The following is a 25,609-nucleotide window of genomic DNA, read 5'->3' as shown; positions in this document are numbered from 1 at the left end:
GGGTAGCCCGGGCCCGGTCGTCCGAAGAAAGAACAGAATAAGCCACCAAAGAACCGCCAGTCGGAACACAAGAATCCGAAACTGACAGAAATGTCATATTTCCGTCAGCCTCCGGTTGACCGCTCCTCTATAAAGTGAACACCGTAGAAAAAGGTGTCGACGGCCGTCCGCAATTCCCACCCGTCAACATTTCCATTTTGATCGCCAGCCAAATGCAATGCCGTCCACCATGCCTCCAAACCCACCCATGACAGCGACCACCAAATCGCCACCCCGCTCCACCGCATTCCAGCCAGCCCCCCTGTTGTCCGCCGCGGCCATCGCAACCGCCCTGCTGCTCGGCGGCTGCGCAGTCGGTCCTGATTACGTCCGCCCGCAACTCGACTTGCCCACGGCCTACAAGGAACAAGGCCCATGGAAAAACGCCGAACCCGGCCAGATCGACAGCAACCAGCGCTGGTGGGAGGCTTATAACGACACCGTGCTCAACGGCCTGATCGAGCAAGCCAACCAGGCCAACCAGAACATTCGCCTTGCCGAAGCGCAATATCGCCAGGCCCAGGCCACCGCCGCCATCGCGCGCGCCAGCCTGTGGCCGTCGATCGGCGCCTCGGCCGGCGCAACGCGGGCGCAGACCAACAGCCCGACCGCCGGCAGCCGGCTGGCCGATACCTATTCGGTCGGCCTCAATGCCTCGTGGGAAGCCGACATCTGGGGTCGCGTGCGGCGCTCGGTGGAAAACGGTGATGCCGCCAGCCAGGCCAGCGCGGCCAGCCTGGGCGCGGCGCGTCTGAGCATTCAGGCCACGCTGGCGCAGAACTACCTGCAATTGCGCGTGACCGACCTGCAAAAGGATTTGTATGCACGCACCGTAGCCGCCTATACGCGCTCGTTCCAGTTGACCCAACATCAATACGACGCTGGCGTGGCGCTGCGCTCGGATGTGGCGCAGGCGGAAACGCAATTGCGTTCGGCGCAGGCGCAACTGATCGATCTCGACGCCACCCGCAACCAGCTCGAGCACGCCATCGCCATCCTGCTCGGCAAAGCACCAGCCGCCTTTTCGCTGGCGCCGCTGACCACCGACAGCGCTGCATTGCAGGCAAGCATGCCGGCGATCCCGACCGGACTGCCATCCGATCTGCTGGAACGCCGTCCCGACATCGCCAACGCCGAGCGCCTGGCCGCAGCCGCCAACGCCAACATCGGCGTGGCGCGCGCGGCGTATTTCCCGACATTGACGCTGAACGCATCCGGCGGTTACAGCGGCGTGTCGTTCTCCCAGTTGTTCGATACGCCCAGCCGTGTCTGGTCGCTGGGCAGCACACTGGCAGCGGTGCTGTTCGACGGCGGCGCACGCAGCGCGCGCAACGACCAGGCTACCGCAGCGTTCGACGGCGCCGTCGCCACCTACAAGCAAACGGTGCTGGGCGGCTTGCAGGAAGTCGAAGACAACCTGTCGACGCTGCGTGTCCTCGATCAGGAAAGCCAGGTGCAGGATCAGGCGGTGAAGGCGGCGCAGCTGTCCGAGCGGCTGGCGCTGAGCCAATACCAGGCCGGCACCACCACTTATCTCTCGGTCGTGACGACACAGGCGACTTCGCTGACCAATCAGCGTACCGCCGTCACCCTGCTGGGCCGCCAGCTGGTGGCCAGCGTGGCGCTGATCAAGGCGACCGGCGGCGGCTGGACCGTGGCCGACATCGACAAGGCGGCCACCTCCGCTGCATCCGGCAAGGCCGGCCAATAAAAACAATTTCGCGAGTGAAAGCATGACTAATTCTTTGACACCCAAACGTTCCACCCTGTTGATTTCCGCTGCCGTCCTCGTCGCCCTCGGCGGCGGCGCCTGGATGCTGCTGCATCGCGCCGATGCGTCCGCCGCCGCCAAGGAACAGGCGCAGCAAGCGCCGGCGATTTCCGTTACCACCGTGCAGGTGCAAGAGCGCGACGTTCCCTTGTACCTGTCCGGCGTCGGCACCGTGACCGCCAATGCCAGCGTGATCGTCAAGGTGCGCATCGATGGCCAGCTCGACAAGGTCGGCTTCACCGAAGGCCAGGATGTCAAGGCCGGCCAGTTGCTGGCGCAGATCGACCCGCGCGCGCTGCAAGCCCAGCTGGCGCAGGTACAGGCGCAACAGGCCAAGGACCAGGCCCAGCTGACGAATGCGAAAATCGACTTGCAGCGCTACACCACGCTGCGCCAGCAAGACGCCGCCACGCAACAGCAACTGGATACGCAAAAGGCGCTGGTGGCGCAGCTCGAGGCCGCCGTCAAAACCGATGAAGCACAGATCAGCTACGCCAAGGTCCAGCTCGGCTACACCACCATCAATGCGCCGATCAGCGGCCGCGTCGGCGCACGCCTGGTCGATCCCGGCAATATCGTCCACGCAACTGACGCCAACGGCCTGGTGGTCATCAACCAGATCGATCCGATCACCGTGCAATTCACCCTGCCGGAAGAAGCCGTGCCGGCCATCAATCGCGCCCAGCTGTCCAGCCACAAGCCGCTGAAAGTGACCGCCTATGCACGCACCAGCAACGAGCCGCTGGCGACCGGCACGCTGATCCTGCTCAATAACCAGATCGATACCGCCAGCGGCACCGTGCAGCTCAAGGCGCGTTTCACCAACCAGCAGCACACCCTGTGGCCGGGCCAGTACGTCAACATCAACCTGCAGATGGACGACCACGCACCGGCGCCGACTTTGCCTGCCGCGGCGATCCAGCGTAACCAGCAAGGCACCTACGTGTATATCGTCAAGGCCGACGACACCGCGGCGATCCAGCCGGTCAAGGTGGCGCGCATCCAGGACGGCATCGCGGTGCTGAGCCAGGGTGTGGAAGTCTCGCAGCGTGTGGTGCTGGACGGTCAGTACAAACTCAAGCCCGGCAGCCGCATCGTGGAGAACAAGGCCGCCGCCAATGGCGCTGCCGCTCCTGCTTCGTCTGCTGCTGCTCCTACTGCTCCTTCTGCTGCTGCTCCTACTGCTCCTTCTGCTGCCATGAAAGGATCTGCAAAGTGAGCGTGTCCGCTACCTTCATCAAGCGCCCCATCGGCACCACGCTGCTGGCGCTGGCGATCCTGCTGGTCGGCGTCGCGGTCTGGCCGCTGCTGCCGGTCGCACCGCTGCCGCAGGTCGACTTCCCGACGATCCAGGTCTCGGCAAGCCTGCCGGGCGGCAGTCCCGAAACCATGGCCTCCAACGTCGCGCAGCCGCTGGAACGGCAGTTCTCGCTGATTGCCGGCCTGTCGCAAATGACTTCGCAAAGTGCGCTGGGCAGCACCCAGATCACCTTACAATTCGACCTCAACCGCAACATCGACGCCGCCGCGCTCGATGTGCAGGCGGCGATCAACGCCTCGACCGGCCAGTTGCCGGCCAACCTGCCGAATCCGCCGACCTTCCGCAAGGTCAATCCGGCCGACTCGCCGATCATGATCATGTCGGTGCAATCCGATGCATTGCCGCTGACGCAGGTCAGCGACTTTGCCGACAACATCCTGGCGCAGCAGATCTCGCAGATTTCCGGCGTCGGTCTGGTCAACGTCAACGGCGCGCAAAAGCCGGCCGTGCGCATCCAGGTCGATCCGGCCAAGCTGGCGACGCTGAACCTGAGCCTGGAAGACATCCGCGGCGTGATCGCCACCACCACCGTGAACCAGCCCAAAGGTACGGTTGACGGCACGCATCAGAGTTTCACCGTCTATACCAATGACCAGCTGCTCAGCGCCGATCCGTGGAACGACATGGTGCTGGCTTACCGCGCCGGCGCACCGATCCGCGTGCGCGATATCGGCGTAGCGATCGATGCGCCTGAAAACATGAAGATCGCCGCGTGGGCGTTTTCCGGCGCTGCGGCCGAGACCGGCACCACGCTGACCAACGGCCGTTCCATCGTGCTGGCGATCACCAAGCAGCCGGGCGCCAACGTGATTGAAACGGTCGACCGCATCAAGGCCGCGATGCCGCGCCTGCGCGCAGCGATCCCGGCCAGCGTGCATGTCAATACGCTGATCGACCGCACCCAGACCATCCGCGCCTCGGTGGAAGACGTCGAGTTCACGCTGGTCCTGACGATTGCGCTGGTGGTGATGGTGATCTTCGTGTTCCTGCGCAACATCGCCGCCACGCTGATCCCGAGCATCACCGTGCCGCTGGCAATCATGGGCACCGCCGCCGTGATGTACCTGGTCGGCTACAGCCTCGACAACCTGTCGCTGATGGCGCTGACGATTGCGGTCGGCTTCGTGGTCGACGATGCGATCGTGATGCTGGAGAACATTTACCGCTATGTGGAAGAAGGCATGGAACCGATGGCGGCGGCGCTGAAAGGCGCCGGAGAAATCGGCTTCACAATCATCTCGATTTCGGTGTCGCTGGTGGCGGTGTTCATTCCGCTGCTGCTCATGGGCGGCATCGTCGGCCGCCTGTTCCGCGAGTTCGCCGTGACCGTGACGCTGACCATCGGCGTGTCGGTAATCATCTCGCTGACGCTGACGCCGATGCTGTGCTCGCGCTTCCTCAAGAACAGCCACGCCGAGCAGCACGGCAAGATGTACCAGTTGTTCGAACGCTTCTTCGATGCCCTGCTGAACGGCTACAAGCGCGGCCTCGATCTGGTGCTGCGCCATCAGTTCATCACGCTGATGAGCTTCCTCGCCACGGTCGCGGTGACGGTGGCGCTGTTCATCTTCATCCCGAAGGGCTTCTTCCCGCAACAGGACAACGGCGTGATCGCCGGCTTTGCCGAATCGGCGCAGGATATTTCCTCGACCGCCATGCATCGCCGCCTGCTGCAGGTGGCTGACGTGGTGCGCAAGGATCCGGATGTGACCGGCTTCGCGATGAGCGCGGGGTCGACCACCTTCAACACCGGCAATTTCTTCATCGCGCTGAAACCGAAAAGCGAGGGCCGCACGCTGGACGCCAGCGAAATCATCACGCGCCTGCGTCCGCAAGTGGCGAAGATCCAGGGCGTCAACCTGTTCATGCAGGCCAGCCAGGACATCAACGTCGGCGGCCGTCTGTCGCGTACGCAATATCAATACACGCTGACCGACTCCAATCTCGAGGAGCTCAACGTCTGGGCGCCGAAGCTGGTGGATCGCCTGCGTCGCCTCAAGCAACTCACCGACGTTGCCTCCGACCAGCAGAACGCGGCGGCGACGGCGACCATCACGATCGACCGTGCACGCGCATCGAGCTTCGGCATTTCGCCGGCGCTCATCGACGCCACGATCTATGACGCCATCGGCCAGCGCCAGGTAGCGCAGTACTTCACGCAGGTCAACAGCTATCGCGTGATCCTGGAAGTGACGCCTGAACTGCAAAAGGATCCGGCGCTGTTCAACAAGCTCTATCTGACCTCGCCGATCACCGGCCAGCAAGTGCCGCTGTCGACTTTCATCAAGGTCGACACGACCAAGACCGCTTATCTGTCGATCAGCCACCAGAGCCAGTTCCCGGCGGTAACGATTTCGTTCAACCTGGCGCACGGCGTGGCGCTGGGCGAGGCGGTCGACGCCATCAACCAGGCGCAGGCCGAGATGGGCGTGCCGACCACGTTGTCGGGCGCGTTCCAGGGAACGGCCAAGGCCTTCGGCGATTCGCTGTCATCGCAGCCTTACCTGATTGCGGCAGCGCTGATCGCGGTCTATATCGTGCTGGGCCTGCTGTATGAGAGCTACATCCATCCGTTGACCATCCTGTCGACGCTGCCGTCGGCCGGTGTGGGAGCGCTGCTGATCCTGATGGCGGGCGGCTACGATCTCAGCGTGATCGCGCTGATCGGCATCATCCTGCTGATCGGCATCGTCAAGAAGAACGGCATCATGATGATCGACTTTGCGCTGACTGCGGAACGGCAGCACGGCATGAAACCGGAAGAGGCGATTTATCAGGCGTGTTTGCTGCGCTTCCGTCCCATCATGATGACCACCATGTGCGCGCTGCTGTCGGGCTTGCCGCTGATGCTGGGTCATGGCGCCGGTTCCGAGCTGCGCCGTCCGCTCGGTTACGCGATGGTCGGCGGCCTGGTGCTGTCGCAGGCGCTGACGCTGTTCACAACGCCGGTGGTGTATCTGTACCTGGATCGCGCGCATTACTGGTACATGAACAAGAAGGAAGCGCGTGCAGCGCGCAAGGCGGCTCGCAAAGGCGGCGCCGCTCCTGTAATAGAATCGCACTAGCTGATGTCCATGAACGCGGTACCTGGAGCAGGAATGAAAATTCTGATTGTCGAAGATGAGCACAAGATGGCGGAGTATCTCTGCAAGGGATTGACCGAGCAGGGTTGCACCGTGGATCTGGCCGCCAACGGCATCGACGGCCAGCATCTGGCGATTCAGCATGATTACGATGTGATCGTGCTGGACGTCATGCTGCCGGGGCTGGACGGTTTCTCGGTGCTGCGTTCGCTACGTACCGTCAAGCAGACGCCGGTCATCATGCTGACCGCGCGCGACCGCGTGGAAGACCGCATCAAGGGCTTGCACGACGGCGCCGACGATTACCTGATCAAGCCGTTTTCCTTCCTCGAACTGCTGGCGCGCTTGCAGGCATTGACGCGGCGCGGCCGCGCGCAGGAGCCGGCGCAGCTGCGCATCGGCGACTTGCAGATCGATCTGCTCAGCCGCAAGGCTTACCGTAGCAACACCCGCATCGACCTGACCGCCAAGGAGTTCGCGCTGCTGGCGATCATGGCGCGGCGCCAGGGCGAAATCCTGTCCAAGACGGCGATTGCCGAGCTGGTGTGGGATATGAATTTCGACAGCAACACCAACGTCGTCGAGGTCGCGATCAAGCGCCTGCGCGCCAAGATCGACGCGCCGTTCGGCCAGAAATTGCTGCATACGATACGCGGCATGGGCTATGTACTGGAGCCGCGTGCGTCGGAAGCTCCGCTGCCGGAACACGATGAACACGAGGAAGACGGATGAAGCATTCCATCATTGCGCGGCTGGTCATGATGTTTGCGGCTGCAGCGCTGATTATCTTTTCGCTGATCGGCGGCGTGCTGTACGCCGTGGTCAAGAACGAGCTGCTGCGCCACGAGCGCGACGGTCTGGTGACGACCTTCAACGACATCGAATACATGGTCTCGCGCGTCGGCACGGTGGACCGCTGGGCGCGCGTACAGACCAAGCTGGACACGCTGACCCCGGCCGACGGCAAAGTGCGTTTCTGGGTATTCAGCGACGATCCCCGGTTCAGCTACGGCAAGGACCTCGCCGAGCTGCACGACTTCGACTATGACCCCAACAACATCGGCCGCCTGCGCATCAAGGGCAAGGAGTTCCCGCTGCACACGCTGACCAAGGTATTGCCGGCCTATCTCGACCGCCCGGCGATCCGCCTCACCATCGGCGTCGACACCGAACCTTATTTTGAAACGCTGCGCACCTTCGTGGCGGCCATGATCGGGCTGTCGCTGGCGGGGATTCTCCTGGTGATCCTGTTCGGGTACTGGATTGCGCGCGCCGGCTTGCAGCCGCTCAAGAAAATGTCCGACAAGGCGCAGACCCTGAGTCCGCAAACCCTGTCCGAACGGCTCGCCGTATCGGCGCTGCCGGATGAGTTGTCGGACCTGGCGCAAGCCTTCAACGGCGCGCTGGACCGCATGGAAAACGCCTACAAGCAACTGGAGGCCTTCAACGCCGACGTCGCGCACGAGTTGCGCACGCCGCTGGCCAATCTGATCGGCGAAACCCAGGTGGCCTTGTCACGCGAGCGCAGCGCGCCGGAATTCGAGACCGTGCTGCAATCGAATCTGGAAGAGCTCGACCGCCTGCGTTCGATCATCAACGACATGCTGTTCCTGGCCCGCTGCGATCAGGGCGAAGCCGCCACCAGCCTGGTACACACGGCGATTGCCGACGAGGTGCAAAAGACCATCGAGTTCTTCGAGTTCGTGCTCGACGAGATGCAGATGAGCGTGGAAGTGGTCGGCGACGTCGATGCGAAGTCGATGATCGAGACCGCGCTGTTCCGCCGCGCGCTGACCAATCTGCTGCAAAACGCCATCCAGCATTCTCCTGCCGGCGCGCGCATCACTGTATCGATCGATGCGCAACAGCAAGACGTCCAGGTGGCAGTTTCCAATCCGGGCGAACCGATTGAACAACGCCATTTGCCGCGCCTGTTCGACCGCTTCTACCGTGTCGACAGCGCACGCCGCGACTTCGACGGCGTACACGGCCACGGCCTCGGCCTGGCGATCGTCAAGGCGATTGCGCTGATGCATGGCGGCACCGCGTTCGCCAGCAGCAAGAGCGGCAAGACCACGATAGGCTTTACCGTCGGCGGCAAAGCGGCTTAACTGGCGCCACTCACAAACCACCGCTGGCGGCGTTGCTTCTCCTTGCCGTACATTCGTACTGTCTGCGTCGGCGCGCCTTGCCAGCGGCGCTTTGTGAGCGGCTTTGATATTTTTGTGGATTTGAAACAGGAGTGTCGGCGACTGAATGAACTGCGTCGTCGGCGACTTGTGGAATGCTTCCCGAGAAAAACTGAAGGAAGAGGCGAGCCTTGTCTGCGGCACTTGCAGGAAATGGCTGTGGCTGCTTCGTTCCCGACCTGACCAGGTTGACCATGCCACAATGCGCAGGGGCCCGCCGGCTGGAATTGTACCTCATCTGCGCGGCCGGTGCGAGCGCTGTTCGCTCAGAAGCTGTTCGCGATCCTTCTGCGAGGCAGTGAACAGCTTCTCAGACAGGATAAATTGCGGTGCACGCCAATGCAGCGCAATTTATCTGCATCAGATTCCCAGTTCGCTCCAGATGCTGTCCACACGTTTCTTGACCGCGTCCGTCATGGCGATGGTGGTGCCCCATTCGCGATTGGTTTCACCGGGCCACTTGTTGGTGGCATCGATGCCCATCTTGCTACCCAGGCCGCTGACTGGCGACGCGAAGTCGAGATAGTCGATCGGCGTATTGTCCACCATCACGGTGTCGCGCACCGGATCGACGCGGGTGGTGATGGCCCAGATCACTTCTTTCCAGTCGCGGATGTCGACGTCCTCATCGACCACCACGATGAACTTGGTATACATGAACTGGCGCAGAAAACTCCACACGCCGAACATCACCCGCTTGGCGTGGCCGGCGTAGGACTTCTTCATCTGCACCACCGCCATGCGGTAGCTGCAGCCTTCCGGCGGCAAATAGAAATCGGTGATTTCGCTGAACTGCTTTTGCAGCAGCGGGATGAATACCTCGTTCAGCGCGACACCCAGCACGGCCGGCTCATCGGGCGGTTTGCCGGTATAGGTGGAGTGGTAGATCGGATCGCGGCGCATGGTGATGCGGTCGATCGTGAAGACCGGGAACCAGTCCTGCTCATTGTAATAACCGGTGTGGTCGCCGTACGGCCCCTCGAGCGCATGCTCGTAGCCGGAAGGATGGGATTCATCGGGATAGATATGCCCTTCCAGCACGATCTCGGCCGAGGCCGGCACGCGCAGTTCGCTGCCGATGGCCTTGACCAGTTCGGTGCGGCTGCCGCGCAGCAAGCCGGCGAACTGGTATTCGGACAAGCTGTCCGGCACCGGCGTGACTGCTCCTAATATAGTGGCGGGATCGGCGCCGAGTGCGACGGCGATCGGATATGGCTTGCCGGGATTGGCGATGCAGTGCTCGCGGAAGTCGAGCGCGCCGCCGCGATGCGCCAGCCAGCGCATGATGACCTTGTTGCGGCCGAGGACCTGCTGGCGATAGATGCCGAGATTCTGGCGCTTCTTGTTGGGACCTTTGGTAATCACCAGGCCCCATGTAATAAGAGGTGCGACGTCACCCGGCCAGCAGTGCTGAATCGGCAGCCGGTCGAGGTCGACGTCGTTGCCTTCCCAGACGATGTCCTGGCACGGCGCCGAGCGCTGCTCCTTGGGCGCCATGTCCCACAGCGACTTGACCAGGGTGCCGAGCCCCATGACGTCCTTGAAGCCTTTCGGCGGCTCCGGCTCTTTCAGCTTCGCCAGCAAATGGCCGATGCGTCTGAGCTCGCTGACATCTTCTGCCCCCATGCCAAGCGCCACGCGGCGCGGTGTGCCGAAAAGATTCGCCAGCACCGGGATATTTTTGCCCTCGACCTTGTCGAAAATCAGCGCCGGACCAGAGGCCCGCAAGGTGCGATCGCAGATTTCGGTGATTTCGAGGTAGGGAGACACCGGCGTGGAGACGCGTTTTAATTCGCCGGAAAGTTGCAGCTGCGAAATAAAATCGCGTAAATCTGAATATTTCATTTTTTTTCGCTGGATTTCTGTAATACAGCCCTTAGGTGAGGTAGACCGGGCAAACGGTTGATTCTATTGATTTTTGGCGGCATACCCCTCCAAAAATAAGACTTAAAAGTTATATTAAATCGATTTAATAGTATTGACTTGATATAAAGTGGCTTCTACAATTCGCGCACCTTGATTAAAGGAGCCGGGTCAGGAACCCGAATCAGCTCACAAGGTTTCACGGGAACGGGGTCCCACTGGCATTTTAAGGAGTGTTGTCAAAAGGCGTCAGCCTTCTCCCCCGAACATGGTTGTTTTGCACTGCACAGGAGCCACCGGCCCTGCAGTAACCGCAAACAACCCCAAGCTTGCCGTAACGCCTTGCGACGGCAGTTTTTTGATTGTGATGCATGTAGCCAGTAATCCGGTTTTTCACTCTTGGCCGGTTTTGCACTATGTAATTTGCAACATTCAGGAGGTTCAATGTTAAACCAACCCATAGAGGCGCCGTTAAGCGCCGCCTCGGATATGGTTGATCAGTCGGCGCAATGGGCGAAGTCCATTCCTAGCCGCATCGGTCGCTTTTTTACCGCAGCGCACTATGCCCTGACTCTGGTCGGCATCGCTGCACTGTTCGTTCTGGGCATGATGTTCTTCAACCCGGATTTCGCCGACAAAATCATCGCCCTGTCGCCTTTCTCGGACGGTCAGGTTGAAGAGGCAGCGCCAGAAGCGCCGCCGCTGACCAACCTGATGGATACGCCGGCGCCGGCGCTGACTGCCACAACAGCTCCTGCCGCTGCGGCCATCCCGCTCAGCGATGAAGAACGCAAGATGCTTGGCACGCCGCGTCAACAGAAGCTGGTAACCACCTGGCTGTCCAAGCGTTACCGCGTTGCCGGCGACGCCACCGACATGCTGGTGTCCGCTGCGTATCTGACGGCACGCGACATCAAGCTCGATCCGCTGCTGATCCTGGCCGTGATGGCAATCGAATCGCGCTTCAATCCGTTCGCGGAAAGCCCGATGGGCGCGCAAGGCCTGATGCAGGTCATGTCGAAGGTCCATCACGACAAGTTCCAGGAACTGGGCGGCGTCAAGGCGGCGCTCAATCCGGTCGCCAACATCAAGGTCGGCTCGCTGATCCTGAAGGAATACGTGACGCGCGGCGGTTCGGTGGAAGCCGGCCTGAAGAGCTACGTCGGCGCAGCCGAGATGGACAACGACGGCGGCTACGGCCTCAAGGTTCTGTCCGAATATCAGAACCTGAAGGAAGTCGCGGTCGGCAAGAACGTCTCGATCTTCACCACCGCGCTGATCAAACCGGCGCCACGCCCGGCTGCACCATCGGTGCCGGCGCAAGCCAAGCCTACTGCCATCGGCGACATGGCTTCCGCCGCGCCGAAGAAGCAAGGCCCGACCGTTACCGAAGAAATCGCTGCGCTGTAATTTACTCCGGCAACGCCAATGAAAAAGGAGCCAACCGGCTCCTTTTTCATTTTCTGCGCAATCAATGATCCCGACGCATCAAGCGGCCTTGCGTTGAGCCAGATATTTCTCCAGCCGCTGCACCGCCTCCTGCAGATTCTCCATCGACGTCGCATACGACAAGCGGATGTAGCGACGCGCCGTAGCCGGGCCGAAATCAAGTCCCGGCACCAGCACCACGCCGGCCTTGTTGAGCATGTCGATGGTAAAGGCGTCGGCATCGTCGCTGAGTGCGCTGCAATCTGCATACACGTAGAACGCGCCGTCCGGCATCACTGGCACCTTGAAGCCGAGTCGTTCGAGTTGCGGCACGATGTAATCGCGGCGGCGTTTGAATTCGGCCTTGCGTTCTTCATACAGTGCGATCGACTCCGGCGCGAAACAGGCAACGCCGGCGTGCTGCGCAATCGACGAGGCGCAGATGAACAGATTCTGCGCCAGCTTCTCGACGTGCGGCACCAGGCTCTCGGGCAACACAAGCCAGCCGAGACGCCAGCCGGTCATGTTGAAGTATTTGGAAAAACTGTTGATGACGATGACGTCTTCGCCGAGCGACAGCGCCGAGAACGGCGCGCCTTCGTACGACAGGCCCTGGTAGATTTCATCGACGATGGTGAATCCTTTTTTCCCGCGCACGACGTCAACGATTTTCTTCAATTCCTCGGGCAGGATCGAGGTGCCGGTCGGATTCGAGGGTGATGCCAGCAACACGCCTTTGGTTGCCGCCGACCAATGTTCCTGAACCATGCCGGCAGACAACTGGAAGCGATGTTCCGGTCCGCTTTCGATCAATTTGGCGCTGCCTTCGAAGGCGGCGACGAAATGGCGGTTGCACGGATACGAAGGATCCGGCATCAATACTTCGCTCCCCTTCTCCACCAACGCGGCACAGGCAAGCAACAGGGCCGCTGAGGCGCCCGCTGTGACGATAATTCGCGATGGCGCGATGTCAAACCCGTACACGCGCTGATAATGCGCTGAGATCGCTTCTCGCAAGGCCGGCAAACCTGTTGCCGAGGTGTATTGCATCTTGCCGTCGGCCATCGCTTGTGTCGCAGCGGCAACAACGGCGGGCGCAGCGGTGAAGTCGGGTTCGCCGATGCCCATGTGGATGATGTGATTGCCTTGTTGCTCCAGGGCAGCGGCCATCTTGCCCAGTTCCATCACATGGAAGGGTGCGATGTTTTGCAGGCGAGAAGCGAGATCGTGAAAGCTCATGGAACGGTGCGCAAAAGGAAGGACTGCGGGGATCGCAGCGCTGCATGCAGTTCCATGCAGCGCGACGTGAACAACAGCGACGGGATCAGCGGCGGCCGGCGCCTACTTCGACTTCGCGCGCCTTGGCGGCGAAACGGTCGAGCACGCCGTTGACGTATTTGTGGCCGTCAATGCCGCCAAACGACTTGGTCAGCTCAACGGCTTCGTTGATGACCACGCGATACGGAATCTCAAGATTGTTCTTCAGCTCGAAGGCGCCGATCAGCAGCGCGGCGTGTTCCACCGGCGACAGCTCCGTGATGGCGCGATCGATCAACGGCGCCAGGTCGGTGCGCAGCTGCGGCGCCTGTTTGATCGCACCGTACAGCAAGACGTCGAAATGCTCGGCGTCGGCCTTGTCGAAACCGTGCGCTTCACGGATGTGCGCTTCGATCGCGCCGGCGTCCTCATTGTTGAGCAGCCATTGATACAGGCCCTGCAACGCGAACTCGCGGGCGCGGTGACGCGGCGTACGGTTCTTGCTCGGGTTGGCGTGTTGAATTTTATTGGTCATGATAAAAATGAGGAAACCGGGGTCAATGCAAAAATCGAAACAGGCGCGCAATCAGCAATCCATTGCGCCGTCGGTCTTCGCCGCAAAACACGCGACGACGACCGGCCGGCCTGCCTGCTTATTCTTCTTCAGCCACTTGCGCGAGTTCGTCCAGCGCCAGCGACAGGTTGGCCATCTCGACGGCGACGCGGGCGGCATCGGCGCCCTTGACCGCCATGCGCGCTTCGGCTTGTTCGTCGTTTTCGGTGGTCAGTACGGCGTTGGCGATCGGAATGCCGGCGTCGAGGCCGACGCGCGTGATGCCTGCGCCCGATTCGTTCGACACCAGTTCAAAGTGATAGGTCTCGCCGCGGATCACCGCGCCCAATGCGATCAGCGCATCGAACTGGTCGGTCTCCGCCATCTTCTGCAGGGCCAGCGGAATTTCCAGCGCGCCCGGCACGCTGACATGGAGGATGTCTTCATCCTGCACGCCGAGATGCTTGAGCTCAGCCAGGCACGAGGCCAGCAAGCCGTGGCAGACGTCTTCGTTGAAACGCGCCTGGACGATGCCGATGCGCAAGCCTTCGCCATTCAGATCCGATTCGTAAGTACCAATAGTCATGGCTTTTCCTTATACGCAAACTTGCGTTGTGTGAGTGTGAGTGTGCCGCGATGCATTGCGGACGGTACTGTCGGTCAGGCGTCCGGCTTGGCGCGATAGCCGGTGACTTCGAGGTTGAAACCGGTCATCGACGGCATCTTGCGCGGGCTGGCCAGCAGCTGCATCTTGCATACGCCGAGGTCCTTGAGAATTTGCGCGCCGATACCGTAAGTGCGCAGATCGAGGCGGTCGGCGCGGGCCGGCTTGGCCGCCTGCACATTGTTGAGCGCGGCGAACTGGGCAAACATCTGGTCGGCTGATTCTTCGCAATTGAGCAGCACCACGACGCCGCTTGGCGCCGCCTTGATCGCAGCCATGGCCGAGGCCATGTTCCACGAGTGGGTGGTGGCCTTGCTTTCCAGCAGGTCAAGGATCGAGACCGGTTGATGCACGCGCACCAGCGTCTCTTCACCCGGACGAATGTCGCCATGCACCAGCGCCAGGTGGGCGCCGCCGCTTGGCGTATCGCGGTAGGCAATGGCCTTGAACGAGCCGTGCACGGTGTGCATCTCGCGCTCGGCGACGCGCTCGATGATGCTTTCGTGCTGGCTGCGGTAATGGATCAGGTCGGCAATGGTGCCGATCTTGAGCTTGTGTTCTTCGGCGAATTCGAGCAGGTCCGGCAGGCGCGCCATGGTGCCGTCATCCTTGAGGATTTCGCAGATCACGGCGGCCGGTGTCAGGCCCGCCATCTGGGTCAGGTCGCAACCGGCTTCGGTATGGCCGGCGCGCATCAGCACGCCGCCCTTTTGCGCGCGCAGCGGAAAAATATGACCAGGCTGCACGATGTCGGCCGGCACCGCATTCTTGGCGGCGGCAACTTGAATCGTGCGTGCGCGATCGGCGGCGGAGATACCGGTGGTGACACCTTCGGCGGCTTCGATCGAGACGGTGAAATTGGTGCCGAACTGGGTCCCATTGCGAGTCGACATCATCGACAGGTCGAGACGGTCGCAATGCTCTTCGGTCAGCGTCAGGCACACCAGGCCGCGCGCATGCTTGACCATGAAGTTGATGGCTTCAGGCGTGACAAAATCTGTGGCGAGCACAAGGTCGCCTTCATTTTCACGGTCTTCTTCGTCGACCAGGATGACCATGCGTCCGGCGCGCAGTTCGGCGACGATTTCTTCTGTTGTTGCGATAGGCATAACGATTTCCCTCTATAGCCCCGTATTTTAAAGGATTTGCGGGCGTTTTTTTGCCTGATTGCCTGCATTGGCAAGCAAGTACGGCCCGGATGCCGGCTTATTCCAGCGTCACCAGTTGCGTGTGCGACAAGGCTTCCATCAGCAGCGCCGGGTCGCCCAGCGCCAGCCGCTTGGAATCCGACAAAGTCTGGCGAAAGGCGCGCGCGCCCGGCAGACCTGCCATCAGGCCCAGCATGTGGCGGGTGATGCTGTTCAGGCGCAGGCCCTTGCCGCCGTCGCCGTGCGCCGTCAGCTGCGCCCGCGCGTATTCCACCATCACCGCGATGACCGCGTTGCGCGTGGGTTGCAGGCCGCCGTCGAGTTGGCTGTAATAGCGGGCGTCGAAGCCGGCCATGAGGAAGGGATTGTGATATGCCTCACGGCCAAGCATGACGCCGTCGACGTGCTGCAGATGGAGGTCGATTTCCGCCACGGTCTTGATGCCGCCGTTGATGAGGATTTCCAGCGCCGGGAAGTCTTTCTTGAGACGATAAGCGTAGTCGTACTTGAGCGGCGGGATCTCGCGGTTCTCCTTGGGGCTCAGCCCCTTGAGGACGGCGTTGCGCGCATGCACGACGAAAGTCTTGCAACCCGCGTCGGCGATCGTGCCGACGAAGTCGCGCACGAAATCGTAGGACTCGACGTCGTCGATGCCGATGCGATGCTTGACGGTAACATCGATGTCGACGGCATCGCGCATCGCCTTGACGCAGTCGGCGACCAGCTTCGGCTCGGCCATCAGGCAGGCGCCGAACGCGCCCTTCTGCACGCGCTCGGAAGGACAGCCGCAGTTGAGGTTGATCTCGTCATACCCCCACTGCTCGCCCAATCTGGCGCTTTTCGCCAGATCGTCCGGCTCGCTGCCGCCAAGCTGCAGGGCAACCGGATGTTCTTCTTCGTTGAAATCGAGATGGCGCGGCACGTCGCCGTGCAGCAAGGCGCCGGTGGTGACCATTTCGGTATACAGCCAAGTGTGCCGCGTGATCTGGCGATGGAACAGCCGGCAATGCCGGTCGGTCCAGTCCATCATGGGCGCAACGCTGATTGTTCGTGGTCCGTAAGACATGGTATCTATCAAAAATAAGCAACGCGGGCCTGCGACGCATTTACGGCTGGCCTGCTGCACTATAAGCAATGTGGCCGGAATACGCGCCACAAATAGAAAGCCCGCAACGTTTGCACGTTGCGGGCTGGTGTCCCCTCTATCCTCTTGAGATAGGATTTTTATACTGCGGGGGTGATTCTGCACCACAAACCAGCATTCGTCATTTCGCAATGCACAATTTAAGTGCTTATCTGTTTTCCAGCCTCAGAAAACAGGCGCGAACGTTCCAATTTTGCAACGCCTTTTCCCTCGTTCCCGCGCCCACACGCTGTCCGGCGGCAAAACAGGGAAATAGAATTCGGGTAAAAAAAAACCCGCAGACCTTTCGGTTGCGGGCTTAAATCCAATTCTTTAGGAGGAAATTGGAGGAGACAGGTGTAACTATATCGCACCGCATCATAGTCGTCCGCTTTATTGTGCTGATATCAGGTATTCACCAAAACAATATCAGCACCGCGTACTGCCCTGCCGCTCCAGCCATTTCCTCGCTACAACAGCAATTACGCTTCGCGCGATGCCTTCTTGCGCTCATGTTCCTTCAGGAAACGCTTGCGCAGACGAATGCTTTTCGGCGTGACTTCGACCAGTTCGTCGTCGTCGATGAATTCAACCGCGTATTCCAGCGACATTTCGATCGGCGGGACCAGGCGCACTGCTTCGTCGGTACCGGACGAACGCACGTTGGTCAGCTGCTTGCCCTTGATCGGATTGACGACCAGATCGTTGTCGCGCGAGTGGATACCGATGATCATGCCTTCGTAGACCGGATCGTTGTGGCTGACGAACATGCGGCCGCGGTCTTGCAGTTTCCAGATCGCGTAGGCAACGGCAGCGCCGTCATCCTGGGAAATCAGCACGCCGTTGCGACGGCCGCCGAGTTCACCCTTGCTGTTGTCCACCGGTGCGTATTCGTCGAACACGTGGCTCATCAGGCCGGTGCCGCGTGTCAGCGTCATGAATTCGCCCTGGAAGCCGATCAGGCCACGCGCAGGAATACGGTATTCCAGGCGGACGCGGCCCTTGCCGTCCGGTTCCATGTTTTGCAGATCGCCGCGACGGCGACCGAGTTCTTCCATCACGCCGCCCTGGCTGGTTTCTTCGACGTCGACAGTCAGGTTTTCATACGGCTCGTGGCGCACGCCGTCAACCATCTTGAACACCACGCGTGGACGCGATACGGCCAGCTCGTAGCCTTCGCGACGCATGTTTTCGATCAGGATGGTCAGATGCAATTCGCCGCGACCCGACACTTCGTAGGTCGAATCGTCGTTTTCAGCCTGCACGACGCGCAGCGCCATGTTGGATTTCAGTTCGCGGTCCAGACGGTCGCGGATCTGACGCGTAGTCACGAACTTGCCTTCGCGGCCGGCCAGCGGCGAGCTGTTGACCATGAAGTTCATGGTCAGCGTCGGTTCGTCGATCTTCAACATCGGCAGGCCTTCCGGGGTGTCCGGAGCACAGATGGTGGAGCCGATGCTGATTTCTTCGATACCGTTGATCAGGACGATGTCGCCGGCCAGCGCTTCTTCAACCTGCACACGCTCCAGGCCGCGGAAAGTCAGCACCTGGTTGATGCGCGCCTTGGTTGGCTTGTCATCGGGACCGTTCATCCAGACCACGTCTTGCAGGCCGCGCACGCGACCGCGCAGGATACGGCCAACGCCGATCTTGCCAACGTAGGACGAGTATTCCAGCGAAGTGATTTGCAGTTGCAGCGGACCGTCCGGGTCATCTTCACGCGCAGGAACGTGCTCCAGGATCGCGTCGAACAGCGGCTCCATGTTGCCTTCGCGGACGGTGTCTTCCAGACCGGCATAACCCTTGAAACCGGATGCATAGACGATAGGGAAATCCAGTTGCTCGTCGGTTGCGCCGAGCTTGTCGAACAGTTCGAAAGTGGCGTTGACGGCCTTTTGCGGATCGGCGTTTTCGCGGTCGATCTTGTTGACCACGACGATAGGCTTCAGGCCCAGCGCCAGTGCTTTACGTGTCACGAAACGCGTTTGCGGCATCGGACCTTCTTGCGCATCGACCAGCAACAGCACGCTGTCGACCATCGACAGCACGCGTTCCACTTCGCCGCCGAAGTCGGCGTGGCCCGGGGTGTCGACGATGTTGATGTGCGTGCCCTTGTACTCAACGGCGCAGTTCTTCGACAGAATCGTGATGCCGCGTTCTTTTTCGATGTCGTTCGAGTCCATCACGCGGGCGTCAACCTGCTGGTTGTCGCGGAAGGTGCCCGACTGACGCAGCAACTGGTCGACGAGGGTGGTTTTGCCATGGTCAACGTGGGCGATGATGGCGATGTTACGAATAGCGCGTTTATTGTTTGACATGATTGAATTGAGTTGGTCTGCCGAATCCTGGGAGGCGCGCATTATAGCATGTTGCGACGCACGAACTTTAAAAAGCCTAATAATTTCAAAGAGTTGCTGTACACAATACAAAGGCTGGCAACAGCAAAAATTGCGCTACTCCGACAATGTCGAAATCAGCCGTTCCGGCGCCAGTATGCCGAATTCCTGCATCAGTCCGGTGCCCAGAAGGCGCCCGCTGCTTTCCTGATAAACCCTTGCCCGGCCTGACTCTGCGGGCAATGCGACACCTTCCTTGCCGAGCGCCAGGCGCTGCCCGTGAAGGAAGCGCTGCGTCAGCACATCCGTGAGCATCACCGCCGGAAACGTCGTCAGCAAACCATCCACCGGCAACAATGCCTGCGTGCGTTGGCCGTCTTCCAGCGCGATGAACTCATCAAGCGTGACGCTGCCGTCCAGCGTCAATGCGCCGACGCCGGTGCGGCGCAACTGATTCAAATGCGCGCCGCAACCGAGCGCGGCGCCGATATCTTCGCCGAGCACGCGGATGTAAGTGCCCTTGCTGCACAACACGCGAATGCGCAGGAACGGCGCCTCGTACGACAGCAGTTCCAGCTGATGGATCGTCACCTGGCGCGCCTCGCGCTCCAGCATGATGCCGGCGCGCGCATATTCGTACAGCGGCTTGCCGTCGCGCTTGAGCGCGGAATGCATGGGCGGCACCTGGGCGATCGGACCGCGGAATTTTTCCAGCACGGCTTCGATCTGCTCCGGCGTGACGTCGACTGCCTTGGTGCTCAGTACTTCGCCTTCGGTGTCGCCGGTGTTGGTGACGATGCCGAAGTGGACCACGGCTTCATAAGTCTTGTCGGCTTCCAGCAAATCTTGCGAAAACTTGGTTGCCTCGCCAAAACAGAGCGGCAGCAAACCGGTCGCGAACGGGTCGAGCGTGCCGGTATGCCCCGCTTTCAGGGCGTTGAGCAGGCGCTTGGCCTTGATCAGCGCATCGTTGCTGGACCAGCCCACCGGCTTGTCCAGCAGCAGCACGCCATGCACAGGCACGCGCGGCGCTCGTGGCGGCCGGGATGGTTGGGGCGATGAGTGCGCCATGATTGTTCAGTCCGGGAATTCTTGAGTCGATGCAGCTTGAAACGATGCGGCGACGATTACTGGCAAGTTTGACGCGGCGCAGACGCCGCAGCGCGCTCAGCTCTCGTCGGCATCCTTGGCACGGGTCGCATTGGCCTCGTCGATCAGGCGCGACATTTCGATGCCGCGCGCCGTCGAGTTGTCATGCACGAAATGCAAATCGGGCAAGGTGTGAATCGTCAGACGGCGGCCCAATTGTCCACGCAAGAAACCGGAAGCCTTCGAAAGGCCGGTCACCGTGTCCTGGATCGCCTGCTTGTCGTCCTTCAGGGTCGTAAAGAAAACCTTGGCATGCGCATAGTCCGGCGTCACTTGCACTTCCGTGATCGTGATCATTCCCACACGCGGGTCTTTCAACTCGAATGCGATGATTTCCGACAGATCGCGCTGGATCTGGTCGGCGACGCGCAAACCGCGCCCGGGAATGGATTTGCTGTGTTTTGCCATGCTGGGTTACTGACCTCGGCCGACACGCCAAAGCGGGACGGCATAAAAATTCTGTGATGCTGTTGAATGAAACAAGGCGGGTGTTTGCTGCGCAGACACCCGCCCTCGTGACGACGGAGAAAATTACAAAGTGCGCGCGACTTCCTGCACTTCGAAGATTTCCAGCTGATCGCCTTCCTGGATATCGTTGTAGTTCTTCAACGACAGACCGCACTCGAAGCCCGATTTGACTTCCTTCACGTCGTCCTTGAAGCGCTTGAGCGAATCCAGCTCGCCGGTCCAGAGCACCACGTTGTTGCGCAGCAGACGGACTTGCGAACCACGCTTGACCAGGCCTTCGAGCACGTAGCAGCCGGCGATCGAACCGACCTTGCTGACCACGAACACCTGGCGAATCTCGACCAGACCTAGGGCCTGTTCGCGCTTCTCCGGCGCCAGCATGCCCGACATCGCCGCCTTCACTTCATCCACGGCATCGTAAATGATGTTGTAGTAGCGGATGTCCACGCCATTGGCTTCGGCCAGCTTGCGGGCCGAAGCGTCGGCACGGGTGTTGAAGCCGATGATGACCGCCTTCGATGCCACCGCGAGGTTGACGTCGTTTTCGGAAATGCCGCCGACCGCTGCATGCACCACCTGCACACGCACTTCGGCGGTGGACAGTTTTTGCAGCGATTGCACCAGCGCTTCTTGCGAACCTTGCACGTCGGTCTTGATGATCATCGGCAGGTTCTTGACCTCGCCTTCGGCCATCTGGTCGAACATGTTTTCCAGCTTCGCGGCCTGTTGCTTGGCCAGCTTGACGTCGCGGAACTTGCCTTGGCGGAACAGACCGATTTCACGCGCCTTGCGTTCGTCGGACATGACCAGCACTTCTTCACCGGCGCTCGGCACTTCGGTCAAGCCCTGAATTTCGACAGGAATCGACGGACCGGCTTCAGTGATGCTCTTGCCGCTTTCGTCCAGCATCGCGCGGACGCGGCCATAAGCCGAACCCGCCAGCACGACGTCGCCGCGCTTCAGGGTACCGGACTGCACCAGGATCGTGGCGACAGGACCGCGGCCCTTGTCGAGCTTGGCTTCGATGACCAGGCCCTTGGCCGGGACGTCGATGGCGGCTTTCAATTCCAGCACTTCGGCTTGCAGCAGCACGTTTTCCAGCAGCGAGTCGATGCCTTCGCCGGTCTTCGCAGACACGGAGATGAATGGCGCTTCGCCGCCGTATTCTTCCGGCACGACGCCTTCGGCAATCAGTTCCTGCTTGACGCGGTCCAGATTGGCGCCCTGCTTGTCGATCTTGTTGATCGCCACGACCAGCGGCACGCCGCCGGCCTTCGCGTGAGCGATCGCTTCCTTCGTTTGCGGCATCACGCCGTCGTCGGCAGCCACCACCAGAATGACGATGTCGGTTGCCTTGGCGCCACGGGCACGCATTGCGGTAAACGCTTCGTGGCCCGGGGTGTCGAGGAAGGTGATCATGCCGCGCGGTGTTTCCACGTGGTATGCGCCGATGTGCTGGGTAATGCCGCCGGCTTCGCCGGATGCAACCTTCGCGCGCCGGATGTAATCCAGCAGCGATGTCTTGCCGTGGTCGACGTGGCCCATGACGGTAACCACCGGCGCACGCGCCACCAGTTCCGCATCAGGATGCTCGACGCCTTCTTCCAGCAATGCTTCCGGATCATCCAGCTTGGCTGCATGTGCGCGGTGGCCCATTTCTTCCACCACGATCATGGCGGTTTCCTGGTCCAGCACCTGGTTGATGGTGACCATCTGGCCCAGCTTCATCAGATGCTTGATGACTTCGGAAGCCTTGACGGACATCTTGTGTGCGATCTCGGCGACGGTGATCGTTTCAGGGACGTGAACATCCTTGACGATCGCTTCGGTCGGCGCCTGGAAATTGCTTTCGTGGTCGTCGTGATGCGAATTGCGACGGCCCTTCGGACCTGCACGCCAGCCGTCGCGGCCACCGGTGCCGGTGTTGCCGCGCGTCTTCATGCCGGTGCCGCGCTTCTTGGCGTCGTCCTGCCATGTCGACGATACGTTGGCCGACTTGATCGACTTCTTGTCGACCGCGACCGGCGCCTTCTTGTCGTCTTTCTTTTCACCCGGCTTCTTGTCGGCAGGCTTGTGCAGCGTACCTTCGGAAGTCTTGGTGGCAGCCGCGGGCGCAGGCTCGGGAGCCTTTATCACGCGACGCGGCGCATTCATCATGGCCTTGATCTGGGCGACTTCGTCTTCCACGACCTTGCGGGCGCGATCGGCGGCAGCCGCACGCTCGGAGGCTTCCTTGGCGACCTGGGCAACCTTTTTCTTGGCTTCTTCGGCGGCAGCGCGCTTCTTCTCTTCAGCGGCAGCATCTTCTGCCGATTTCGCTACAGGAGCAGTAGCGGCGCCGGCGCTCGGCTTGGCCTTGTCGGCAGTTTCCGCAGCTGCCTGACGCGCTTCTTCTTCAGCTGCTTGCTTGGCTTCCTGCTCAGCCTTCTTTGCTTCCAGTTCAGCCGCCTTGGCTTCTGCAGCGCGCTCGGCTTCGAGTTGCGCCAGACGCTCCTGCTTCTCGCGCAGTTCAGCTTCCTGACGCGCGATCAGCTCTTCCTGATGACGTGTTTCTTCGGCGCTCGGTTCGGCTTCGGCCGGCTCGATTGCGGCTGTCGCCGGTTTGCCGGTTTCGTCCGCAGTCGGTTCGTCGCGCTTGATGAAAGTGCGCTTCTTGCGCACTTCCACCTGGATGGTGCGCGACTTGCCCGTGGAATCGGCCTGTTTGATTTCGGTCGTTTCCTTGCGGGTCAGCGTAATTTTTTTCTTCTCGCCTTCCGGAGCTGCTCCGCGCACGCGACGCAGATGCTCCAGCAAACGGTCCTTGTCTTCTTTTGACAAAGGATCGGACTCGGAGCTTTTTTCAACTCCCGCAGATCGCAGCTGGGTCAGTAGCAAATCCGCCGGCATTTTCAGCTCGGTGGCAAATTGGGCTACGTTGTTACTTGCCATTCAGTCCTCTTTTCTATGTGGCTCGGCGATGATGTGGTCCTGGACGCTTACTGCTTTGCTTCCACGGTGGCCCATGCTTTGGCTTGCAGTGCCTTGGCACGCTCGTCGTATTTAGCATCGATGAGCTTCATTTCATCGTCGGTCACATCTTCAAATTCATTCTCAATCAGTTGGCGCGCGCGCTCGGCCGAGAGGGCCAGGATCGCGCCGAACTCGTCGTACGCCAGTGCGGCGAAAGCAGGCAAGGTCTTGACGCCCGCCAGACCCAGCTTGCCGGCCACGACACGATCCATTTCTTCGAAATTGATCAGTTCCTCGTCCATGCCTTCCAGACCTTCTTCGGAGGCAATCGCCTCGGTCACCAGTGCATCGCGCGCGCGGTTGCGCAGCTCGTTGACGGTTTCTTCGTCGAAGGATTCGATCTCGAGCATTTCGTTGATCGGCACGTAAGCGATTTCTTCCAGGCTGGCGAAACCTTCTTCCACCAGGATGTCGGCGACTTCCTGGTCGACGTCCAGCTTTTCCATAAACAGGATGCGGATCGCAGCAGTTTCCTGCGCCGATTTGTCGGCCGATTCTTCCGCCGTCATGATGTTGATCTGCCAGCCGGTCAGTTCCGCTGCGAGGCGTACGTTCTGGCCGCCGCGGCCGATGGCGATCGCCAGGTTTTCTTCGTCGACGACGACGTCCATGGCGTGCTTTTCTTCATCCACGACGATCGAGGTGACGTTGGCCGGGGCCAGTGCGCCGATGACGAATTGCGCCGGATCTTCCGACCACAGCACGATGTCGACGCGTTCGCCGCCCAATTCGCCGGTCACGGCCTGTACACGCGAACCGCGCATGCCGACACAGGTGCCGATAGGATCGATGCGCTTGTCGCTGGTGAAGACGGCGATCTTGGCGCGCACGCCCGGGTCGCGTGCAGCCGACTTGATTTCGAGCGAGCCTTGTTCGATTTCCGGAACTTCCAGCTCGAACAGCTTCATGATGAATTCAGGCGCGTTGCGCGACAGGATCACTTGCGGACCGCGCGCGTTGCGGTCGATACGCAGGATATAGGCGCGAACGCGGTCGCCGATACGCAGGTTTTCCTTTGGAATCGTCTGGTCGCGCGGCAGGCGGGCTTCGATCTTGCCGGATTCGACGATGGCGTCGCCGCGTTCCATGCGCTTGATCGTGCCGGTCACCAGCGAATCGCCGCGCTCGAGGAAGTCGGCCAGAATCTGTTCGCGTTCAGCGTCGCGGATGCGCTGCAGGACCACTTGCTTGGTGTCCTGGGCAAAACGGCGGCCGAATTCCACGGACTCGATCGGCTCTTCGATGTATTCATCGACGGCGATGTCAGGAATCTGTTCCTTGGCTTCGAAGTGCAAAACTTCCTGGTCGGGCAATTGCAAACCTGCTTCGTCAGGCACCACGTGCCAGCGACGGAACGATTCGAATTCGCCACTTTCGCGGTCGATCGACACGCGGATGTCGACTTCGCCTTCGTAGCGCTTCTTGGTAGCTTGCGCGAGCGCATGCTCCAGTGCTCCGAAGACCACATCCTTATCGACGTTCTTTTCGCGCGCCAGCGCATCGACCAATAACAAAACTTCGCGACTCATGCTTTGCGACTCCTAAAATCCACTTTCGGCACCAGGCGTGCCTTATCCACATCGGCGAGCGTAAAGTCCAACAACGCTGCCGACCCATCGTTTGCTTCAAATTCCAGTTTTAAATTCTCGCCCTCGGGCGCCCGCAAGATGCCTTGGAACGACTTGCGGTTGGCTGCGCCCGGCATCGGCATGCGCAGCTTGACGACTGCTTCCTGATCGGCAAAGCGGACGTAGTCGCTCAGCTTCTTCAGCGGACGGTCAAGCCCCGGGGACGAGACTTCCAGCCGTTCGTAGTTAACGTTTTCAACAGTAAACACGTGCAACAGCTGATGCGTGACTTTTTCGCAATCCTCGACCGTGATCGGGCCCTTGTCGGCATCGGCGAACGGGAAGTCGATAAACACGCGCACCAGACCGCGGTCCGCTTTCTCGAGGTCGACCAGTTCATAGCCCATGCCCGACAGGGTGGTTTCAATCAGATCCAGCAATTGCAAGGAAATCTCTCCGTACTTCGTTTCTGCGCATTTCATTCAACCCGCGCAGACACGTCAATTTGTTCAGCAAAAAAAAAATGGGCATCTGCCCATCGTTCTTATCGTTTATTCAACTACAGGCCGCTTCACCATGCATTTCGCCGTGAAGACACCCCGTTAACTTGCGCATTATAACCGATTACGGTATGTCC

Annotated in this window: 18 protein-coding genes and 1 other RNA gene; 6 read left to right on the top strand and 13 right to left on the bottom strand. The window is 60.6% G+C overall.

Going from position 1 to position 25,609, the window contains the following annotated elements; translation table 11 throughout:
- Nucleotides 1-247 precede the first annotated feature (247 nt).
- Genes F506_RS05810 through F506_RS05790 form a run of 5 tightly spaced genes read left to right on the top strand, consistent with a single transcriptional unit; the run spans nt 248 to nt 8,325 of the window.
- Nucleotides 248-1,750, top strand: a complete 1,503-nt coding sequence (locus tag F506_RS05810) for an efflux transporter outer membrane subunit (RefSeq protein WP_083457632.1) — start codon at nt 248-250, stop codon at nt 1,748-1,750.
- A gap of 22 nt (nt 1,751-1,772) precedes the next feature.
- Entirely contained in the window at nt 1,773-3,029 is a 1,257-nt protein-coding gene (locus tag F506_RS05805) for an efflux RND transporter periplasmic adaptor subunit (protein WP_053195753.1), read from the top strand.
- A complete protein-coding gene (locus tag F506_RS05800) occupies nt 3,026-6,196 on the top strand; it encodes an efflux RND transporter permease subunit (RefSeq protein WP_053195752.1) in 3,171 nt (1,056 codons plus the stop codon). Before F506_RS05805 ends, F506_RS05800 begins: the two co-directional genes overlap by 4 nt.
- A gap of 33 nt (nt 6,197-6,229) precedes the next feature.
- Nucleotides 6,230-6,946, top strand: a complete 717-nt coding sequence (locus tag F506_RS05795) for a heavy metal response regulator transcription factor (RefSeq protein ID WP_053195751.1) — start codon at nt 6,230-6,232, stop codon at nt 6,944-6,946.
- Nucleotides 6,943-8,325 carry a heavy metal sensor histidine kinase gene (locus F506_RS05790; protein WP_053195750.1) on the top strand — a complete coding sequence of 461 codons (1,383 nt, stop codon included), beginning with the start codon at nt 6,943-6,945 and terminating at the stop codon, nt 8,323-8,325. Before F506_RS05795 ends, F506_RS05790 begins: the two co-directional genes overlap by 4 nt.
- 198 nt (nt 8,326-8,523) lie before the next feature.
- On the opposite strand, the gene ffs is transcribed toward F506_RS05790, so the two are convergent.
- Both ffs and ubiD read right to left on the bottom strand, forming a co-directional pair.
- Nucleotides 8,524-8,622, bottom strand: an RNA gene (ffs, locus tag F506_RS22595) — signal recognition particle sRNA small type.
- Nucleotides 8,623-8,763: 141 nt separating this feature from the next.
- Nucleotides 8,764-10,248: a 4-hydroxy-3-polyprenylbenzoate decarboxylase gene (ubiD, locus tag F506_RS05785; protein WP_053195749.1), complete on the bottom strand. Its 1,485-nt coding sequence runs from the start codon at nt 10,246-10,248 to the stop codon at nt 8,764-8,766.
- Between the two features lie 462 nt (nt 10,249-10,710).
- Between ubiD and F506_RS05780 the strand changes: the two genes are divergently transcribed.
- Complete coding sequence (locus tag F506_RS05780; RefSeq protein ID WP_053195748.1) at nt 10,711-11,676, top strand: transglycosylase SLT domain-containing protein; 966 nt, start codon at nt 10,711-10,713, stop codon at nt 11,674-11,676.
- Nucleotides 11,677-11,754: 78 nt separating this feature from the next.
- Here F506_RS05780 and F506_RS05775 read toward each other — a convergent pair whose 3' ends face one another.
- The 11 genes from F506_RS05775 to rimP all read right to left on the bottom strand — a co-directional run bounded on the left by F506_RS05775 (nt 11,755) and on the right by rimP (nt 25,418).
- A complete protein-coding gene (locus F506_RS05775; protein ID WP_053195747.1) occupies nt 11,755-12,933 on the bottom strand; it encodes a pyridoxal phosphate-dependent aminotransferase in 1,179 nt (392 codons plus the stop codon).
- Between the two features lie 85 nt (nt 12,934-13,018).
- Nucleotides 13,019-13,486 carry a transcription antitermination factor NusB gene (nusB, locus tag F506_RS05770; RefSeq protein ID WP_053201297.1) on the bottom strand — a complete coding sequence of 156 codons (468 nt, stop codon included), beginning with the start codon at nt 13,484-13,486 and terminating at the stop codon, nt 13,019-13,021.
- Nucleotides 13,487-13,604: 118 nt separating this feature from the next.
- On the bottom strand, nt 13,605-14,090 hold the full coding sequence (gene ribH / locus F506_RS05765) for a 6,7-dimethyl-8-ribityllumazine synthase (protein WP_053195746.1): 486 nt from the start codon (nt 14,088-14,090) through the stop codon (nt 13,605-13,607).
- A gap of 74 nt (nt 14,091-14,164) precedes the next feature.
- Nucleotides 14,165-15,277 carry a bifunctional 3,4-dihydroxy-2-butanone-4-phosphate synthase/GTP cyclohydrolase II gene (ribBA, locus tag F506_RS05760; protein ID WP_053195745.1) on the bottom strand — a complete coding sequence of 371 codons (1,113 nt, stop codon included), beginning with the start codon at nt 15,275-15,277 and terminating at the stop codon, nt 14,165-14,167.
- A gap of 97 nt (nt 15,278-15,374) precedes the next feature.
- On the bottom strand, nt 15,375-16,382 hold the full coding sequence (gene dusA, locus F506_RS05755; protein ID WP_083457628.1) for a tRNA dihydrouridine(20/20a) synthase DusA: 1,008 nt from the start codon (nt 16,380-16,382) through the stop codon (nt 15,375-15,377).
- A 539-nt stretch (nt 16,383-16,921) separates the two neighbouring features.
- Nucleotides 16,922-18,757 carry a translational GTPase TypA gene (typA, locus tag F506_RS05750; RefSeq protein ID WP_053201295.1) on the bottom strand — a complete coding sequence of 612 codons (1,836 nt, stop codon included), beginning with the start codon at nt 18,755-18,757 and terminating at the stop codon, nt 16,922-16,924.
- Nucleotides 18,758-18,892: 135 nt separating this feature from the next.
- Nucleotides 18,893-19,846 (bottom strand): tRNA pseudouridine(55) synthase TruB, encoded by a 954-nt coding sequence (gene truB, locus F506_RS05745; RefSeq protein ID WP_053195743.1) that lies wholly within the window; start codon nt 19,844-19,846, stop codon nt 18,893-18,895.
- Nucleotides 19,847-19,942: 96 nt separating this feature from the next.
- On the bottom strand, nt 19,943-20,332 hold the full coding sequence (rbfA, locus tag F506_RS05740; protein WP_053195742.1) for a 30S ribosome-binding factor RbfA: 390 nt from the start codon (nt 20,330-20,332) through the stop codon (nt 19,943-19,945).
- A 123-nt stretch (nt 20,333-20,455) separates the two neighbouring features.
- Entirely contained in the window at nt 20,456-23,323 is a 2,868-nt protein-coding gene (gene infB / locus F506_RS05735; protein WP_053195741.1) for a translation initiation factor IF-2, read from the bottom strand.
- A gap of 47 nt (nt 23,324-23,370) precedes the next feature.
- Nucleotides 23,371-24,933: a transcription termination factor NusA gene (nusA, locus tag F506_RS05730; RefSeq protein ID WP_053195740.1), complete on the bottom strand. Its 1,563-nt coding sequence runs from the start codon at nt 24,931-24,933 to the stop codon at nt 23,371-23,373.
- Entirely contained in the window at nt 24,930-25,418 is a 489-nt protein-coding gene (rimP, locus tag F506_RS05725) for a ribosome maturation factor RimP (protein ID WP_053195739.1), read from the bottom strand. The genes nusA and rimP overlap by 4 nt, the downstream gene beginning before the upstream one ends.
- Nucleotides 25,419-25,609 lie beyond the last annotated feature (191 nt).

The sequence above is a fragment of the Herbaspirillum hiltneri N3 genome (genome assembly GCF_001267925.1).
GTDB lineage: Bacteria > Pseudomonadota > Gammaproteobacteria > Burkholderiales > Burkholderiaceae_D > Herbaspirillum > Herbaspirillum hiltneri.
This window is presented reverse-complemented; position numbering and strand designations above follow the sequence as displayed.